Genomic DNA, 17,524 nt, shown 5'->3' with positions numbered 1-17,524 from the left:
TCAGTGGGTGGTGGTGGCTGTTGCGGTCGTTGCCTCTATTGCGTCGTCCAGCAGTTCCGCCAGGTCCGCGAGGACCGGGTGGCGCGTGACGTCCTTGAGCGTGATCGCCCGGTCCAGGGCGACCGCGAGTTTCACGGCGGCCAGTGAGGTGCCGCCGAGGTCGAAGAAGCGGTCGTGGCGGCCGATGCGCTCGACCGGGACACCGAGCACGTCGGCCCAGAGCGCGGCGAGCCGCCGCTCGGTCCCCGTACGCGGCGGCGCGCCGCCGGTGTCCAGCTGTTCGGCGAGCGCGGTCAGGGCCCGGCGGTCGACCTTGCCGTTGGCGGTCAGCGGCAGCCGCTCCCGCCAGTGCACGACCGACGGCACCATGTACGCGGGCAGCGCGGCGGCCGCCGGTTCCCGCACGTCCACGGGGTGCGGACCGGTGCAGAACGCCGCGAGCTGCGTGCCCCGCACCACGACCACCGCCGCGTCACGGACCCCGGCCACCCGCAGCAGCGCGTTCTCCACCTCGCCGATCTCGACGCGGAAGCCGCGGATCTTGACCTGGCCGTCCCGGCGCCCGAGGAACTCCAGCTTCCCGTCGGGCCGCCAGCGCCCATGGTCGCCACTGCGGTAGAGGCGCTCGCCCGGCCGGTACGGATCCTCGGTGAACGCGGCCTTCGTGCGCTCCGGATCGTTGACGTAACCGCGGCCCACGCACACCCCCGAGAAGACGATCTCGCCGGGCGCGCCGAGCGGCACCGGCAGCAGGTCCTCGTCCACGACGTAGATCCGTACGTTCGCGACCGGCGGGCCGAGCGGCACCCGGTCGCCCTCCGGCGGCCCGGACATGACCTCGTGGTTGGTGTCGTCGGAGGTCTCCGTCAGCCCGTACGCGTTGACCAGCCGCACCCCGGGGCGCGCCGCGAACCAGCGGCGCACCAGCTCCGCCTTCACGGCCTCCCCGGTCACCGACACACAGCGCAGATCGGGCAGGTCCCGAGGGCGCCGCGCCAGCTCGGCAAGGACCGCCTCCAGGTACGACGGCACCACCTGAAGCACGTTGACCCGGCCCCGCTCGACCGTGTCCACGAACCGGGCGACGTCGAGGATCGCGTCCTGGCCGACGACCAGGGTGCGGCCGCCGACGACCAGCGCGGAGACCAGCTGCCACAGCGAGATGTCGAAGCACTGCGGCGCCGTCTGCGCGACCGTGTCCCCGGCGCCGATCCCCAGGTCGTCGATCTTGGCGAGGACGTGGTTGAGGAATCCGGCGTGCTCGCACAGCGCGCCCTTCGGCTCGCCGGTGGACCCCGACGTGAAGTACAGATAGGCGAGTTGGTCCGGCGCGACCGGCACACCGAGGGCGGTGTCCGGATGCCCTTCGGCGTACGCGTCCGCCACGGAGAACGTGCCGTCCCGGTCGGCGACCACCAGGCGGCAGTCGGCGCGGGCCAGCATGGTCGCGACGCGCTCGGCCGGGAAGTGCGGCTCGACCGGGAGATACACCCCGCCCGCCTTCAGCACGCCGAGGACGGCCGCCGCCCAGTCCAGGCCGCGTTCCATGACGACGGCGACGACGCCCTCGGGCCGCAGACCGCGTGCCAGCAGCGCCCGGCCCACCTGATTGGCCCGCGCGTCGAGCTCCGCGTACGTCCACACCCGGTCGGCGTCGGCGACGGCCGGCGCGTCCGGGTGCTCGGCCACCCGCTCCTCGAACAGCTCGTGCACCCGCCGGTCCGGAAGGACCCGGGCCGGACCGGCCAACTCCTGCAACTGGTGCCGGAGTTCGCCCTCGGACAGCAGGCTCCGGTGCGGCGGACCGGCCAGCGCGGCGATGTGATACCCGGCCACCCGGGCCGCCGCCTCCGCGTCGAGGAAGCCGGTGCGGTAATGGACGCGCAGGGCGCCCGCCTCGGTGGCGTCCACCCGGAACACCGGGTCGTCGGGGTCCAGCGACAGGGCGTCGCGCACCCGGGCGCGGGCCGCCTCCAGGGCTCGCCCGGACGCCAACAGGCCCTCGGGGAGCGGTACATCGAGCACCTCCGTGCCAACGGCCGGAGTGCGGGTCCACTGAAAGTCCGTCATGACTGCCTCTCCACTGCCGGGTTGCCGCCCCAGTCGGCGCCCGCCGGCATCTGCTCGCCCTTCATCAGGAAGGAGTCGGGGGCGAGCACGGCGCCCTCGCCCAGCTCGGTCCCGTAGTGCACCAGCGCACCCGTGCCGACCGTGGCGCCGGCGCCGATCACGATCCGGTCCGACTTGAACGTGCCGTCCTCCTGCGAATGGGCCTGGATCTTGGAGTGCGCGCCGAGCGTGCAGTCGTCGCCGAGCGACGCCAGCGTGCGCTCGGTGATGCTGGCCCCGTCGTCGAAGACCCGGCGCCCCACACGCACGCCGAGCAGCCGCCACACCACGTTCTTGAACGGCGTCCCGTTGAACACCACGAGGTGGTTGTCCGGCACCTTCCACAGCCGCTCGTGCCACCGGAAGTACGGGTCGTAGATCGAGCACAACCGGGGAGTCAGCGGCCGGAACCGGCAGATCAGCCGCTCCACCAGCACGTAGTAGCAGGTGCTGAACACGAGACCGGCGACCATCGCCGCGCCGAGCAGCAGCCCGCCCGCGACGCCCGCTCCCGCGTACAGGTCGATCGCGCCGAACGCGATGACCGACAGCGCGAACCAGTGCAGCCACCGCACGAACAGGAACAGGCCCATCGAGCGCAGGTTGTAGCGGTTCTTCGCGGCGAGACGCCGCTTGAACTCCTCGCCCCGGCGCAGATGGTCGAAGCGGCTGTCGCGCTCCACCGTGCGCGGGATCTCGAACGGCGGGGAGCCGAGCAGCCCCACGTCGCTGCGGACCTCGCCGTCGAGCGGCACCATCACCTTCGTGGCCAGCAGCACGTTCTCGCCCGTGCGGCCGCCCGACGGATAGGCGATGTGGTTGCCGAGGAAGCTGTGCGCCCCGATCGTCGCGCGCGACAGGCGGAACGAGCTCGCAGAGAACTCCGCGTTCAGGATCGAGAGCCCGTCGGCGACCATCGTGCCGCGGCCCACCGTCGCCAGGTACGGCGTCTCGTGCTGGACCTCCGTACCGAAGTTCGACCCCGTCTGCTCGACGTTCGACAGGTCGTACCCGATGGAGCGCAGATACCCGACGATGTACGAGCTGTCGCCCGCCAGCCACTTGAAGAACTTGATGTTCGTCATCCGGGCGACGGCGCGCTGCACCCCGTAGTGGAACCCGTACAGCGGATACGTGCGGTCCGGGCGCACCAGTGGACGCAGCGCGCGCGGCAGCAGCGCCACCCCGGCGAAGCCGAGCGCGACGAACGCCAGGAACCCCGCGAGGGACAGCCCGAGCGCCTCGCCGTAGAACGCGGCGGACCCCAGGTCCTGCGTGTCCGGCGCGAACAGCACGTCCAGCGCGGGCAGCTCCGTCAGCGCCAGGTGCGTGCCGCCCACCGCGATCGGCACGTACAGCAGGAGCAGCTGCGTCAGACCCGCGAAACCGAAGAGGGCGCGGCGCGCCACGGACGTGCCGGTCGCCGGTACGCGGACGTAGTCGACGTCGGTCCGCTCGGCGGGGGAGCCGTGCCAGTGCTCGCCCGCCGGCACCTCGGCGCCGTCGTACAGGGCGGAGGCGTGGCCGAGTTGGGTCCCGTCGCGCAGCGTCGTGCCGATGTCGAGGACGGTCTTCTCACCGATGAAGACGTCCCGGCCGATGGTCACCGGACCGGTGCGCACCCGGCCGGCCAGCGTCCGGTACCCCAGGAAGTAGGCCTCCTTGCGGACCACGGTGTCCGCGCCGATCGTCAGCAGGTCGGTGCAGACCGGCACGGCATGGGACAGGATCGTCACGTTCCTGCCGATGCGCGCCCCGAGCAGCCGCAAGTACTGCACGTACAGCGGGCTGCCCACGAACAGCACCATCGGGTTGGCGTGCAGCAGCGCCTTCACCGTCCAAAAGCGCACGTAGGCGAGGCTCCACACCGGGAACTCGGTCTCCCGCCAACGGCCCACCAGCAGCCACTTGGCGAGCACCGGCAGCAGGCAGGCGCCCACGAAGACGGCGCCGCCGAAGACCGCGGACCGCACGTACACCTCAAGGACACCGTCGCCGTCCGCCACCCACGCGTAGCCGCGCGCGGCGGCCACCCCGGCGAGCGCGCAGTACAGGGCGAACACCAGGAACTGGAGTGCCCCGCAGAGCAGATACCGGGGCGTGCTGCCCGGCGGTGGCGGCGCGGGCGGGGGCGGCTTCGGCCGGGTCGCGGTGGCGACCGGGGCGGCGTCGAGCGCCGCGGCCAGTGAACGGATCGTCGGATTCCCGTAGACGTCCCGCATGGACACCGACGGCAGATCGTCCCGCTTGCGTACGCGGGCGCAGAAGTGCGCCATTACCAGGGAGTTGGCGCACAGATCGTCGAAGAAATGACTGTCCGGGGGCACGTGCTCCACCCGTACGACGCCAGCAAGAACTTCGGCGAGAACATTCTCCGTGCCATTCGACAAGACGGCTCCTCATGAAAAAACACATGGCTTTGTGCGGCTTCCGATGCATGGGAAAAGCGCGTCACAATGCGAACGGGCAGTGGCCCGTGACCCCCTGTTTCCCCCTTGTCACACGCGCTCTGACGGCCCCCCCGAGAGCGCGCGGCATGCAATGCGGATTCTTTCCAGAAACTCATGAACGGTTCAATCGCGCTCCAGGCATTGGCGATTTCCGATTGCCTGTCCCTGACGCGCACATGGCGGTCGGCCGATCATTTCGTGCGGCTCGCCGGGGAACACACCAAAGAGACGGTTCAATTACTTCGTTCGGTTCCATGTTGAGGAGCGAACAAATCGGCCGCCGACAGCCGGAAGCCCCGCGGGCGGGCCGCGCCCGGGGGCACCGGGGATGGGTGCCGGGGCCCGCGACGGATACCGTTATGGCGTGCAGCCAGCAAGTGAATCCCCCGAACCGCCGTCCGGACGACTCCACCGGGCGCGCGTCCTGTACCACAACGTCTCAAAACGGAAGACGGCCTGGCTGCTCCTCAAGGACACCGTCAACTCCTGCATGGAGTACCGCATCCTGGGCCTCGCGGCCGAGGCGGCGTTCTTCACCCTGCTGTCCGTGCCGCCGCTGCTGCTGTCCCTGGTGGGACTGCTCGCCTACGTCGACACCTGGACCGGCGCGGACACCATCGCGGGCGTCCGCGACAACATCCTGGAGGCGTCCCGCACCGTCCTGACCGACCAGGGCGTCAAGGAGATCGCGCAGCCGATCCTCGACGACGTCATCAAGGGCGGCAGGCCCGACGTCATCTCCATCGGCTTCCTGCTCTCGCTCTGGTCCGGCTCGCGCGCGGTGTCGACGTTCGTGGACACGGTGACCGTGATGTACGGCCTGGACGGCGTACGCGGCATCGTGAAGACGCGACTGCTGGCCTTTCTGCTGTTCCTGGTGGCGCTGGTCGTCGGGGCGATAGCGCTGCCGTTGATGATCGCGGGGCCGGACGCGGTGATCGGGCTCGTGCCGTGGTCGCAGACGCTCGTGCAGATCCTGTACTGGCCCGTGGTGCTCGTCCTGTCGATCGCGTTCCTCACGACGCTGTACCACGTGTCCGTGCCGGTGCGGTCGCCGTGGATCGAGGACGTGCCGGGGGCGCTCGTCGCCCTCGCGATGTGGATCCCCGGCAGCTTCCTGCTGCGCCTGTACCTCACCAACACCATCGAGGGCCCGACCATCTACGGCTCGCTCGCGGCGCCGGTCGCCGTGCTGCTGTGGATCGGTGTCTCGGCGTTCGCCGTGCTGGTCGGCGCCGCCGTGAACGCGGCGATCGACCGGGTGTGGCCGTCGGTCGCGACGGCCGCGGCACGGGCGGTGAACGAGCGGATACGGGCGGCCGCGGCGGCGGAGCAGGTGGCGCGGGTGGCGGCGCTCGATCTGGAGGACGACGACGACGACGAGGACGAGGTCGGGGAGGGGGATCCGGGGATGCCGTCCGAGTTCCCCGAGCGGTGGTCGAAGTTCCTTCCGCCGGAGGACGTGACGTCCCGGCTGCGTACCCACGCCCGCAAATCCGGCGACACCCCTCCCGACTCCTGACCCCCACCCCCGGGGCTCCGCCCCGGACCCCGCTCCTCAAACGCCGGAGGGGCTGAGAAGACCGAGCGCCGGAGGGGCTGAAAAGGGTGGGGTGTGTGTCGTGTCGTTAGGCTGAGGCCATGGCCATGGACGCACCCGTGGAGCCCCCGGATGGTGACCGGTACGCGGAGAGGGGTGCCGTCGGGGTGCCGGGGGCCGTCGTGTGGGAGCGGGGGGTCGGCGGTAAGGGCGGGCCCGTGGTGCCCGACGGGTGCATGGACCTGATCTGGACCGAGGGGCACCTCTTCGTCGCGGGCCCCGACACCCACGCCCACCCCACCGGCCCCGCCGGCCACTACGCGGGCATCCGCTTCGCCCCCGGCACGGCCCCCGCCTACCTCGGCGTACCGGCCCATGAACTGCGCAACGCCCGTGTCGACCTGGCCGACCTGTGGCGCCCCGCCGACGCCCGCCGGCTGACCGAGCGGCTCGACGCCTGCGCCGACCCCGCCGCCACCCTCGAAGCGCTCGGCGCCCGCCTCACCGTGACCGCGGGACCGCCCGACCCGCTCCTCACCCATGTGGCCCACGCCCTCGGAGCGGGCCGCACCGTCACCTCCGTCGCCGCCGAGACCGGCCTCGGGGCCCGCACCCTGCACCGTCGCAGCCTCGCCGCCTTCGGCTACGGCCCCAAGACCCTCGCCCGCGTCCTGCGCCTGCAACGCGCCCTCGCGCTCACCCGCGCCGCCGTGCCCTACGCCGAGGCCGCGGCCCGCGCCGGGTACACGGACCAGGCCCATCTGGCCCGTGACGTCAGGGACTTGACCGGAACCACCCTCGGCCGGCTCCTCGCGTGACGCCCGTCAGGAGAGCGGAGCGAACAGGTCCACCTGATTGCCGTCCGGATCGTGCACCACCGCGTACCGCTGCCCCCACGGCGCGTCCCACGGCTTGGCCTCACCGTGCGCCCCGGCCCCGGTCAGCTCCCCGTACACGGCGTCGACGCCCGCGGCGTCCCCGCAGTGGAACGCGAGCGCGACCCGCCCCGGCCCCCGCTCCCCGCCGCTCGGGTCCGGGTCCGGGTCGAACATCAGCCGGATGCCCCCGGCCAACTCGGCCTCCACGTGCGGAAGTTGCTCGGCGCCCTCCGGGAACGTGAGCCCGAGACGGCGGTAGAAGGCCAGCGACGCGGCCAGGTCGGTGGTGGCGACGCCGATGGCGTCCATACGGATACGGATCTCGTTCATGCGGCCCACCGTAGGCGCCGCCACCGCGACCCGTCTTGTAGGAAACGGACACCGCGCGTCTCCTTGCGTACGGCCCGAAACCGCCGTACACGAGGCATATGACCGACAACGAGACTCTTGTCAAGACGATCGGGGCGCCCCCGAGCCCGGTCGCGCTGGAAGCCGACCACGATCCCGCGCCCTCCCGCTGGCTGTGGCTCGTGAAGTGGCTGCTGGCCGTGCCGCACTATCTGGTCCTGGCCGTGCTCTTCGTCGGCTTCCTCCTCGTCTGCGTGGTCGCCTGGTTCGCGATTCTCTTCACGGCCCGCTACCCGCGCCCCCTCTTCGACTTCAACCTCGGCGTACTGCGCTGGAGTTGGCGCGTCAGCTACTACTCGTACGGCACCCTCGGCACCGACCGGTACCCGCCGTTCACGCTCGGCCCGGCGCCCGACTACCCGGCCCGCCTCGACATCGCCTACCCCGAACGCCTCTCCCGCGGCCTGGTCCTCGTCAAGTGGTGGCTGCTCGTGCTGCCCCAGCTGCTGATCGTGTCGCTGCTCGTGGGCGGCTCCAGCACGGCGGGCGGCGTCGTGGGGCTCCTCACCTTCTACGCCGCCGCGGCCCTGCTCTTCACCGGCGTCTACCCGCGCGGCATGTACGACCTCAACATCGGCCTGCACCGCTGGGCGGCGCGGGTGACGGCGTACGGGACGTTGATGACGGACGCGTACCCGCCGTTCCGCCTCGACCAGGGCGAGCGCGAGCCCGCCGCCCTGCCGGGGCCGCCGTCGTAGCGTCCGGCCCTACCGGCCGAGCGCCGCCGCGATCTTGGTGATCGCCCCCGGCCCGACCCGGCAGCAGCCGCCGATCAGCCGGGCCCCGGCGTCCCGCCACGCGGTCACCTGCTCGGGCGTGAACGTGGCCCGGCCCGTCCAGGCCCGCGCCTCGGCGTCCCACTCCTCACCGCTGTTGGGGTAGACGACGACCGGCTTGCCGGTGACCCGGGCGGCGAGCCGCACGGCGGGCTCGACGTCGCGCGGGGCGCAGCAGTTGACGCCGACGGCGACGACCTCCTCCGCGTCGGCGGCCACCGCGAACGCCTCCTCCAGCGGCTGCCCGGCACGGGTGCGCTCCCCGTCGACGCTGTACGACAGCCAGGCCGGCACCCCGAGTCCCCGCACGGCCCGCACCAGCGCCCGCCCCTCGTCGGCGTCCGGCACGGTCTCCAGCGCGAAGACGTCCGGCCCCGCCCCGGCGAGCACGTCGAGTCGCGGCCGGTGGAAGGCGTACAGCTCCTCCTCGCTCAGCCCGTACCGCCCCCGGTACTCCGACCCGTCGGCGAGCATCGCCCCGTACGGCCCCACGGACGCGGCCACCCACAGCGGCCGCCCGGCGGCGGTCTCCCGGGCCGCGGTCCGCGCCAACTCCACGCTCGACGCGATGAGTTCGGCCGCCCGCGCCCGCCCGGTCCCGCGCCGCGCGAACCCCTCGAAGGTGGCCTGATAGCTGGCCGTGATCGCCACGTCCGCCCCGGCCTCGAAGTACGCCCGGTGCGCCGCGACGACCGCTGCCGGCTCCTCGTCGAGCAGCCGGGCCGACCACAGCTCGTCGCTCAGGTCGTGCCCGGCGGCCTCCAGCTGGTTGGACAGGCCGCCGTCGAGGACGAGGGGGCGGGCGGCGAGGGCGTCGGTGCTCTTGAACATGGTGCCGACGGTAATCGAGGGCGCCGCCCGGAAGCCCGCCGGAGAGGTCGGGTCCGCCCCGTTGACCCACTCGCGGCACAGCTCTACCTTCTCGTTGTTCGGCATCACGATTGACGTTCGACATAGCGAACACCTTCCGTGCCCGACCCCACTGCTCAGGAAAGGCCACCCGCATGAACGCCAGGAACCCCGAACACCCCTCCCGCAGAGGACTGCTGGCGACGGCCGCGGCGGCCGGCGCGGCCGTCGCGCTGCCCGGCACCGCCGCGCACGCCGCCGCCCCCGCCCGCTACCGCAACCCGCTCGTCGAACAGCGCGCCGACCCGCACGTCCACCGCCACACCGACGGCACCTACTACTTCACGGCCACCGCCCCCGAGTACGACCGCATCGTCCTGCGCCGCTCCCGCACGCTCCAGGGCCTCGGCGGCGCCGCGGAATCCGTGATCTGGCGGGCCCACGCCACCGGCCCCATGGGCGCGCACATCTGGGCGCCGGAACTCCACCGCATCGACGGCACCTGGTACATCTACTTCGCGTCGGCGCCCGCGGAGAGCGTCTGGGACATCCGTATCTGGGTGCTCGCCAACCCCAACCCCGACCCCTTCAAGGGGAGTTGGCAGGAGAAGGGGCAGATCACCACGGCCTGGGAGACCTTCTCCCTCGACGCCACCACCTTCACCCACCGCGGCGAGCGCTATCTGTGCTGGGCGCAGCACGAGCCCGGCATGGACAACAACACCGCGCTGTGGCTGTCGAGGATGGCGAATCCCTGGACCCTGAAGGGCCCTCAAATCCGGCTCTCCACACCCGAGTACGACTGGGAGTGCGTCGGCTACAAGGTCAACGAGGGCCCGTACGCCCTCGCCCGCAACGGCCGGCTCTTCCTCACCTACTCCGCCAGCGCCACCGACCACCACTACTGCGTCGGCCTGCTCACCGCCGACGCCGACAGCGACCTGATGGACCCGGCGTCCTGGACCAAGTCCCCGACACCGGTGTTCACCAGCAACGACGGCACACGCCAGTACGGACCGGGCCACAACTGCTTCACCGTGGCCGAGGACGGCCGCACGGACGTGCTGGTCTACCACGCCCGCCAGTACAAGGAGATCGTCGGCGACCCCCTGAACGACCCGAACCGCCACACCCGCGCCCAGAGGTTCGGCTGGCACGCGGACGGGACGCCGGACTTCGGCGTCCCGGTCGCGGACGCGCGGTAGAACCGCTCCTAGGCGACGAGCAGGTCGATCGCGTCGATCGCCGTCCCCGCGCTCAGATACGCCGTCGTCCCCGATCCGCTCACCACGTGGATCTTCAGCGTGTTGTACGAGCCGGTGTCCGTCAGCCAGGCGGACGCCGGCACCGAGTACGTGAACGTGTGGTTGTTGCCGCGGTACGAACCGTTCGTCAGGGAGCGGGTGTTCGGCTGGGTCGGCGGGGACGGGATCGCCGAGGTCCACGTGTCGTTGACGACGACCTGCGGGCGGCCGTTCGCGTACGCCGTCGTCACGCCGATGCGCAGCGTGTGCGCGGCGGCGGCCTGGGCCGCGGTCAGCTTGAAGTAGACGACGATGCCGCTGTTGACGTCCTTCCAGAGGTAGCAGGGGAACGCCGAGGTCTCCGTGCCGCTGCCGATCACGACGTTCCCGGTCCAGGACGCGGCGCGGATGTCGGACGGGTGCGCGTACGTCATCAGGTCCGCGTTCTTGAACCCGCTCGGTGTCCCGTTCCAGTCGCCCAGACGCCAGATCGCGGCGGCGTTGGAGGGGTCGTTGGAGGACGGGACCGCGATCGTGTTCACCGTCGTGGTCCCGCCCGCGGTGACCGTCACCGAGCCGGTGTGCACGGCGAGTTCACCCTTGTACACGGTGAGCGTGTACGTACCCGGCAGCACCTTCGCGATCGAGAAGTACCCGTCCGAGGCGCGCGCCGAACCCCAGTACTGGGCGGCCGGGTTGGCGAGGCCCACCGTGTACGGCTGCCTGGTGTCCCGGCCCGTGATGCCGACCCCCGCCACCCGCCCGCGCCCGCTCGCGGCGACGTACCCGGACATGCCGAGCGCGTCCGCCCACGACGTGTCGATGTTCGCGGGGAACAGCGCCGACGAGGGCGCGCCGCCGTCCGTGAGTGCGATGACGTACGGGCCCTGGAGGCCGAACCGCTCGCTCTCCGTCTGGTTCTGGCCGTAGTGGAGGATCTCGTAGAGCCCGCCGCCGTCCGCGCTCTGGTGCCGCAGCAGCGAACGGTAGAACGGTCCGCCGGCGGCCTTCTCGTGGTTCGAGCGCACGACCCACAGCCCGACGCCGCCCGCGCTCCAGCCGACGTAGTCGTAGTCGATGACGCGCAGCTTCGCGTAGTGCTTGGACCTGGTCTGACCGTCCGCTTTCGCGAACACGTCCGACGCCTCGATCGTCGTGGGCGCGTACGTGTAGGAATCCGGCTGGTCGTTGAGGAAGAGACCGGCCCTGACACGCAGGATGAAGCGGGTGGCGCTCACCGAGGTGTCGGCCTTGTTCGTCCACATGTACACGTTGTTCTCGCCGGAGCGGGCCGCGTAGTAGTGCTTGAGCGTCCCGTACGTCACCGAGACCAGGATCGTCGAACCGGACTGCTCGACGGTGACCGTCGAGGCGCCGAGGCCGGACTCGATGTGCGAGTTCTTGCCGCCGTACCCCTGGTACTCGACGCCCTTGTACACGAGGGAGCTCAGGTCGCCGTTCGCCTTGCTGACCTTGAAGACGAGGCTCGCGCCGGTGTCGACGACGTAGTGCGTGCCGTCGTCGCTGTAGCCGAAGGAGGCGGCCGAGGCGGTGGGGGAGAGGGGGCCCGCGACCGCCGCGGCGGCGGCCGTCGCGGCGGCGCCCGCCAGCAGGGCGCGGCGTGCGACGGGGTGCTGGGGCAGGGGGGATCCGGGCATGGGGGTGCCCTCCTGGAAGAGGTGGGAGGTGCGGATGGTTCGGCAGCGTGACAGTCGAACGCAGTTCGCGAAAGCCCTTTCGGCGAAATGGATGCGACGGCACCGACCGCGTTCCGGCCGAAATCTTTGAATCGTTGCAGGGGGGCTAGAAAGCGCTTGCCCGCTGGGCTAGGGTCCGTCCGCCGTCGCCCTCGTTCCTGACCGGGGGCGTCGGCTCCGCCCTCGCTGAAGGAGCCCTCCGTGAGCCGTGCCCCGAGACCCGTCCTCGCCGTCGCCTGCGTCACCGCCGCCGTGTCCGCCGTGGCCCTCACCCCCGCCCACGCCGACTCCGGCGCCACCGGCCTCGACCACTGCACCGGGACCGTGCCCGTGACCTGCCACTTCGACGTGGCCCCCGGAACCTACGACGTACGCGTCACGCTGGGCGGCGCCGAAGCGGCCGACACGAGCGTGACCGGCGAGACCCGCAGAGCCCTGCTCGCGCAGACCCCGACGGCCGCGGGGCGTCCGGTCCACCGCTCGTTCACGGTCGACGTCCGCACCCCGGAAGGCGAGCCGACGGGCCCCGCCGGCACCCCGGGCCTCGACCTCAGCTTCTCCGGATCGGCCCCGCACCTTGCATCGATTCAGATCAAGAAGGCGCGCGCCACCACACCGCAGGTCTTCCTCCTCGGCGACTCGACGGTGTGCGACCAGGCGGGCGATCCGTACACGGGCTGGGGCCAGGAGCTGCCGCAGTTCCTCAAGCGGGGCGTGTCGGTCGCCAACTACGCCGACTCCGGCGAGAGTTCGGTGTCGTACCTCCAGAACCCCGCGCTCTTCCCGACCGTCGAACCCCTGATCGGCCGGGGCGACCTGGCCCTGATCCAACTGGCCCACAACGACAAGACGACGGACGCGGCGACGTACCGCGCCAACCTCAAGACCCTCGTGGACCGCGTCCGCGCCCGGGGCGGGACCCCGGTCCTCGTGACCCCGATCGTGCGCCGCTGGTTCAACACGGACGGCACCCTGAACAACGACACGGCGCTCCTCGTGAACGGCCTCGGCGTCAACCACCCTGCCGTCGTACGCGAGTTGGCGGACACGGAACAGGTCCCGCTGATCGATCTGACGGCACTGACCAAGGCGCGCGTGGAGGAACTGGGCCCGGAGGGCTCCAAGGCGCTCTACCTCTACGACGAGAAGCGCGACAACACGCACACGTCGGTGCGCGGCGCGACGGAGTTCGCGCAGTTCGTACGGAACGAGCTGCGCGAACAGGGCCTGATCCAGCAGCAGTTGTTCCGCCCGTAGCGGCCCGTCGGAGGCCACCGGGCGCCTACCGGACGGTGAGCACCAGCTTCCCCGTCACCCGGCCCGTGTCACCCTCCGCGTGCGCCTTCGCGGCCTCGGCGAGCGGGTACGTGCGGGAGACGTGCACCGCCAGCTCCCCGGACTCCACGAGGCCGGTCACCGCGCGCAGGCCCGCCTGGTCGTGCTCGACGAGCATCGCGGTGGCCCGCACGCCCAACTCGGCCGCCCGCGCGGTGACGTCGTCGAACCGTCCCGGCAGCAGCGAGACCAGGATGCCGCCCGGCTTCAGCACGTCGAGGGTGCGCAGCCGCTCCTCGCCGCCGAGGGTGTCGAGCACGACATCCACATCGCGAACCTCGGCCGCGACATCGGTGGTGCGGTAGTCGACGACCTCGTCGGCGCCCAGGCCGCGCACGAAGTCGTGCTTGGCGGCCGACGCAGTGCCGATGACGTACGCGCCGCGCGCCTTGGCGATCTGCACCGCCACGTGCCCGACACCGCCCGCCGCGGCCTGCACCAACACCCGCTGCCCCGGCCGCACGTGGGCGATGTCGACGAGGGCCTGCCAGGCGGTGAGCCCGACCAGCGGCAGCGCGCCCGCCGTCACGTGGTCCAGCCCCGCGGGCTTCGGCACGAACGCGCGGGCGGGCCCGGCGACGTACTCGGCGTGCGAACCGGCCCCGTACGGGTACGGCAGCATGCCGAGCACCTCGTCGCCCGGCGCGTACAGGGAGACGCCGAGCCCCACGGCCTCGACGACGCCGGACACGTCCCAGCCCAGCACGAACGGCGGCTCGCCGAGGAAGAGGCCGGAGGCGCGGTGCTTGTAGTCGGTCGGGTTCAGGCCCGCCGCGTGCACGGCGACCACGATCTGCCCGATGCCCGGCTTCGGCCGGGGCACCTCGACCTCCTGGAGCACCTCGGGCCCCCCGAGAGTCTCCTGGCGGACGGCCTTCATGGTCGCGGTGGTGGTGATGTTCTCGTCGCTCATGTGACCAGCCTGCGCCAGGGCGGCGAAACCGGACAATGGCAAGATGGTCATCCACCGATAGAATCGTGCCATGAGTGCAGCGCCCGAGACCTCACCCCACCGCGTCGTCGTGCTCGCCCTCGACGGCGTCTACCCCTTCGAGCTCGGCATCCCCCAACGCGTCTTCGGCTCCGCGGGCGGCGCCTACGAGGTGCTGACCTGCGCCGCGACGCAGGACCGCACCGTCCGGACGGACGCCGACTTCACGATCACCGTCGCGCACGGCCCGGAGGCGCTGGAGACCGCGGACACCGTGATCGTCCCGCCGTACGACATGTCCCGCATCGCCGAGCCGCTGCCCGACGCCGAGCGGGCCGCGCTCGCCCGGATCCGGCCCGGCGCCCGCACGGTGTCGATCTGCACCGGGGCGTTCACGCTCGCGGCGGCCGGGCTGCTCGACGGGCGGCGCGCCACCACGCACTGGGCGCTCGCGGACCGCTTCCGGCGGATGTTCCCCCACGTCGCCCTCGACCCGGACGTGCTGTTCGTGGAGGACGGGGACGTACTCACCTCGGCGGGAGCGGCCTCCGGCGTCGACGTCTGCCTGCACCTGGTCCGCTCCGACCACGGCAGCGCCCTCGCCAACTCCGTCGCCAAGTGCTGCGTCGTCCCGCCGTGGCGCGAGGGCGGGCAGGCCCAGTACATCGAGCAGCCCGTCCCCGAGGAGGGCGAGAGCGGCACGGCGCCCGCCCGCGCCTGGGCCCTGGAGCACCTGGACCGCCCGCTGGCCCTGCGCGAATGGGCCACGCACGCCCGGATGAGCCCGCGCACCTTCGCCCGCCGCTTCCAGGAGGAGACCGGTACGAGCCCCGGCCGCTGGCTGATCCGCCAGCGCGTGCACCGGGCCCGCCACCTCCTGGAGACCACGAACCTCCCGGTCGACCGCATCGCGGCGGAGGTCGGCTTCGCGACGGGCACGTCCCTGCGCCAGCACCTGCACGCCACCATCGGAGTGACCCCGCAGGCCTACCGCCGCACGTTCCGCGCGGGCCCGGTGAGCAGCACTGCTGCCGGACTGTGACGCCTGACCACAAGTTTTCCGTGGTCAGGCGTCACAGTCCCGATGGATCACACTCCCTCGGGCCACTCCCAGCGGGCCAGGTCTCGGAGCCATACCCTTGCGTTGCTGTCCGAGGGGGCGCGCCAGTCGCCGCGTGGTGAGAGGGAGCCGCCCGCCGAGACCTTCGGGCCGTTCGGCATCGCGGAGCGCTTGAACTGCGCGAACTGGAAGAAGCGGCGGCAGAAGTACTCCAGCCAGTGCCGGATCTCCGCGAGGTCGTACGCGCCGCGCTTGTCCTCCGGGAAGCCGGGCGGCCACTCGCCCGCCTCGACGTCGCGCCAGGCGTGCCACGCCAGGAACGCGATCTTCGAGGGCCGGAAGCCGTGCCGCAGCACGTAGTACAGCGTGAAGTCGTGCAGCGCGTACGGGCCGATCTTCGACTCGGTGGACTGGAGCTCCTCGCCGGGGACCAGCTCGGGGCTGATCTCCGTGTCGAGGATCGCGGTGAGGATCCTTCCGGCCTCGTCGCCGAACTGGTCGCTGCTGACGACCCAGCGGATGAGGTGCTGGATCAGCGTCTTCGGCACGCCGCCGTTGACGTTGTAGTGGCTCATCTGGTCGCCGACGCCGTACGTGCACCAGCCGAGCGCCAGCTCGGACAGGTCGCCGGTGCCGAGGACGATGCCGCCGCGCTGGTTGGCGAGGCGGAACAGGTAGTCGGTGCGCAGGCCCGCCTGGACGTTCTCGAAGGTGACGTCGTAGGCCGGCTCGCCGTCCGCGAAGGGGTGGTTCATCTCGCGGAGCATCAGGCGGGCGGTGTCCGTGATGTCGAGTTCGGCGGCCGTGACGCCGAGGGACTTCATCAGCGCGTGCGCGTTGGACTTGGTGTGGTCGCCCGTCGCGAAGCCCGGCATCGTGAAGGCCAGGATGTCCGTGCGGGGGCGGCCCGCCCGGTCCATCGCGCGGGCCGCGACGATCAGGGCGTGCGTGGAGTCCAGGCCGCCGGAGACACCGATGACGATCTTCGGGTCGCCGATCGCCGACAGGCGCTGGACCAGGCCCGAGACCTGGATGTTGTACGCCTCGTAGCAGTCCTGGGCCAGGCGCTCGGCGTCGGCGGGCACGAACGGGTAGCGCTCGACGCGGCGCTTGAGGCCCAGGTCCGTGCTGGTGGGGGCCTCCAGGCGGAAGGTGATCCGGCGGAAGTCGCCGGTGCGCGCGGCGTGCGTGCGGCGGTTGTCGTCGAACGTGCCCATGCGCTGGCGCTCCTGGCGCAGCAGGTCGAGGTCGACGTCGGCGACGGCGTGCTGGTCGCCCAGCGGGAAGCGGTCCGTCTCGGCGAGCAGCACCCCGTTCTCGTAGATCATGGTCTGGCCGTCCCAGGAGAGGTCCGTGGTGGACTCCCCGGCGCCGGCCGCGGCGTACACGTACGCGGCCAGGCAGCGGGCCGACGCCGAGCGGCACAGCAGCTTGCGGTCCTCGGCGCGGCCGACCGTGATGGGGCTGCCGGAGAGGTTGAGGAGGACCGTCGCGCCGGCGAGGGCCGCCTCCGCGCTGGGCGGCACGGGGACCCACATGTCCTCGCAGACCTCCGCGTGCAGGACCAGGCCGGGGACGTCCTCGGCGGCGAAGAGCAGGTCCGTGCCGAAGGGGAGGTCCGTGCCCCGGAACCGGATCGTGCCGCCGCGCTCGTCGTCGCCCGCCGCGATCTGGCGCTTCTCGTAGAACTCCCGGTAGGTGGGGAGGTACGACTTGGGGGCGATGCCGAGGATCCGGCCGCGGTGCACGACCACGGCGCAGTTGTAGATGCGGTTGCGGTGCCGCAGCGGGGCGCCGACCACGAGGACCGGGAGCAGGTCGGCGGAGCCCGTGACGATGTCGGCGAGCGCCTGCTCCACCTCGTCGAGCACCGGGTCCTGGAGCACCAGGTCCTCGATGGAGTAGCCGCACAGGCCCATCTCGGGGAAGAGGGCGACGGCGACTCCGTCCTCGGCGCAGCGGCGGCCCTGACGCAGGACGGCCTCCGCGTTGGTGCGCGGGTCGGCGATGGCGGCGTGGCCGGTGCACGCGGCGATCCGCGCGAAACCGTGACTGTAGATCGACCGGAAGTTCACCCGTCCATGATGTCAACCGGGCCGGGACGCTGCGCGCCGGGGCCCGGCCGGGGGTGATCGGCGTGGTGGGCGCCGGGGTTCGGGATTCCGGACGGGTGTGTGAACTGTTCTGACGGGAGTCGGCCGGGAAGTGACGGTTTCCTGATCGAGACGTGGCCGAAGTGGTTCGGCA

At 71.8% G+C, this 17,524-nt stretch carries 13 protein-coding genes; 6 read left to right on the top strand and 7 right to left on the bottom strand.

Going from position 1 to position 17,524, the window contains the following annotated elements; all coding sequences use genetic code 11:
- Positions 1 to 2,070 carry a non-ribosomal peptide synthetase gene (locus ACYBSK_RS27285; RefSeq protein WP_460243701.1) on the bottom strand — a complete coding sequence of 690 codons (2,070 nt, stop codon included), beginning with the start codon at positions 2,068 to 2,070 and terminating at the stop codon, positions 1 to 3.
- Positions 2,067 to 4,499 (bottom strand): Pls/PosA family non-ribosomal peptide synthetase, encoded by a 2,433-nt coding sequence (locus tag ACYBSK_RS27280; RefSeq protein ID WP_460243700.1) that lies wholly within the window; start codon positions 4,497 to 4,499, stop codon positions 2,067 to 2,069. Before ACYBSK_RS27280 ends, ACYBSK_RS27285 begins: the two co-directional genes overlap by 4 nt.
- A gap of 424 nt (positions 4,500 to 4,923) precedes the next feature.
- Here ACYBSK_RS27280 and ACYBSK_RS27275 point away from each other — a divergent pair, with 424 nt between their 5' ends.
- Together ACYBSK_RS27275 and ACYBSK_RS27270 are read left to right on the top strand one after the other, a co-directional pair.
- Positions 4,924 to 6,081: a YihY/virulence factor BrkB family protein gene (locus tag ACYBSK_RS27275; protein ID WP_460243699.1), complete on the top strand. Its 1,158-nt coding sequence runs from the start codon at positions 4,924 to 4,926 to the stop codon at positions 6,079 to 6,081.
- 119 nt (positions 6,082 to 6,200) lie between these two features.
- Positions 6,201 to 6,917 (top strand): helix-turn-helix domain-containing protein, encoded by a 717-nt coding sequence (locus ACYBSK_RS27270; RefSeq protein ID WP_460243698.1) that lies wholly within the window; start codon positions 6,201 to 6,203, stop codon positions 6,915 to 6,917.
- 6 nt (positions 6,918 to 6,923) lie between these two features.
- Here ACYBSK_RS27270 and ACYBSK_RS27265 read toward each other — a convergent pair whose 3' ends face one another.
- Complete coding sequence (locus ACYBSK_RS27265) at positions 6,924 to 7,307, bottom strand: VOC family protein (protein ID WP_457479877.1); 384 nt, start codon at positions 7,305 to 7,307, stop codon at positions 6,924 to 6,926.
- 98 nt (positions 7,308 to 7,405) lie between these two features.
- Between ACYBSK_RS27265 and ACYBSK_RS27260 the strand changes: the two genes are divergently transcribed.
- Positions 7,406 to 8,083: a DUF4389 domain-containing protein gene (locus ACYBSK_RS27260; RefSeq protein WP_460243697.1), complete on the top strand. Its 678-nt coding sequence runs from the start codon at positions 7,406 to 7,408 to the stop codon at positions 8,081 to 8,083.
- Positions 8,084 to 8,092: 9 nt separating this feature from the next.
- Here the strand turns inward: ACYBSK_RS27260 and mmuM are convergent, their stop codons facing one another.
- Positions 8,093 to 8,992: a homocysteine S-methyltransferase gene (gene mmuM / locus ACYBSK_RS27255; protein ID WP_460243696.1), complete on the bottom strand. Its 900-nt coding sequence runs from the start codon at positions 8,990 to 8,992 to the stop codon at positions 8,093 to 8,095.
- 173 nt (positions 8,993 to 9,165) lie between these two features.
- On the opposite strand from mmuM, the gene ACYBSK_RS27250 reads away from it, so the two are divergent.
- A complete protein-coding gene (locus ACYBSK_RS27250; RefSeq protein ID WP_460243695.1) occupies positions 9,166 to 10,215 on the top strand; it encodes a glycoside hydrolase family 43 protein in 1,050 nt (349 codons plus the stop codon).
- Between the two features lie 8 nt (positions 10,216 to 10,223).
- On the opposite strand, the gene ACYBSK_RS27245 is transcribed toward ACYBSK_RS27250, so the two are convergent.
- Positions 10,224 to 11,912 carry a rhamnogalacturonan lyase B N-terminal domain-containing protein gene (locus ACYBSK_RS27245; protein ID WP_457479873.1) on the bottom strand — a complete coding sequence of 563 codons (1,689 nt, stop codon included), beginning with the start codon at positions 11,910 to 11,912 and terminating at the stop codon, positions 10,224 to 10,226.
- Positions 11,913 to 12,152: 240 nt separating this feature from the next.
- Here ACYBSK_RS27245 and ACYBSK_RS27240 point away from each other — a divergent pair, with 240 nt between their 5' ends.
- Positions 12,153 to 13,208, top strand: coding sequence for a rhamnogalacturonan acetylesterase (locus ACYBSK_RS27240; RefSeq protein WP_460243694.1), 1,056 nt, complete (start codon positions 12,153 to 12,155; stop codon positions 13,206 to 13,208).
- 25 nt (positions 13,209 to 13,233) lie between these two features.
- Here the strand turns inward: ACYBSK_RS27240 and ACYBSK_RS27235 are convergent, their stop codons facing one another.
- Positions 13,234 to 14,199, bottom strand: coding sequence for an NADP-dependent oxidoreductase (locus ACYBSK_RS27235; protein ID WP_457479871.1), 966 nt, complete (start codon positions 14,197 to 14,199; stop codon positions 13,234 to 13,236).
- Between the two features lie 70 nt (positions 14,200 to 14,269).
- Between ACYBSK_RS27235 and ACYBSK_RS27230 the strand changes: the two genes are divergently transcribed.
- On the top strand, positions 14,270 to 15,259 hold the full coding sequence (locus ACYBSK_RS27230) for a GlxA family transcriptional regulator (protein WP_457479870.1): 990 nt from the start codon (positions 14,270 to 14,272) through the stop codon (positions 15,257 to 15,259).
- A gap of 47 nt (positions 15,260 to 15,306) precedes the next feature.
- Here ACYBSK_RS27230 and ACYBSK_RS27225 read toward each other — a convergent pair whose 3' ends face one another.
- The gene (locus ACYBSK_RS27225; protein ID WP_460243693.1) at positions 15,307 to 17,352 is read right to left on the bottom strand and encodes an NAD(+) synthase; all 2,046 of its coding nucleotides are present in this window, start codon (positions 17,350 to 17,352) and stop codon (positions 15,307 to 15,309) included.
- Between the last annotated feature and the right edge of the window lie 172 nt (positions 17,353 to 17,524).

Source organism: Streptomyces sp. BYX5S, assembly GCF_054724165.1.
The sequence above is the reverse complement of the archived record's forward strand: the minus strand, read 5'-3'. Positions and strand labels throughout refer to the sequence as shown.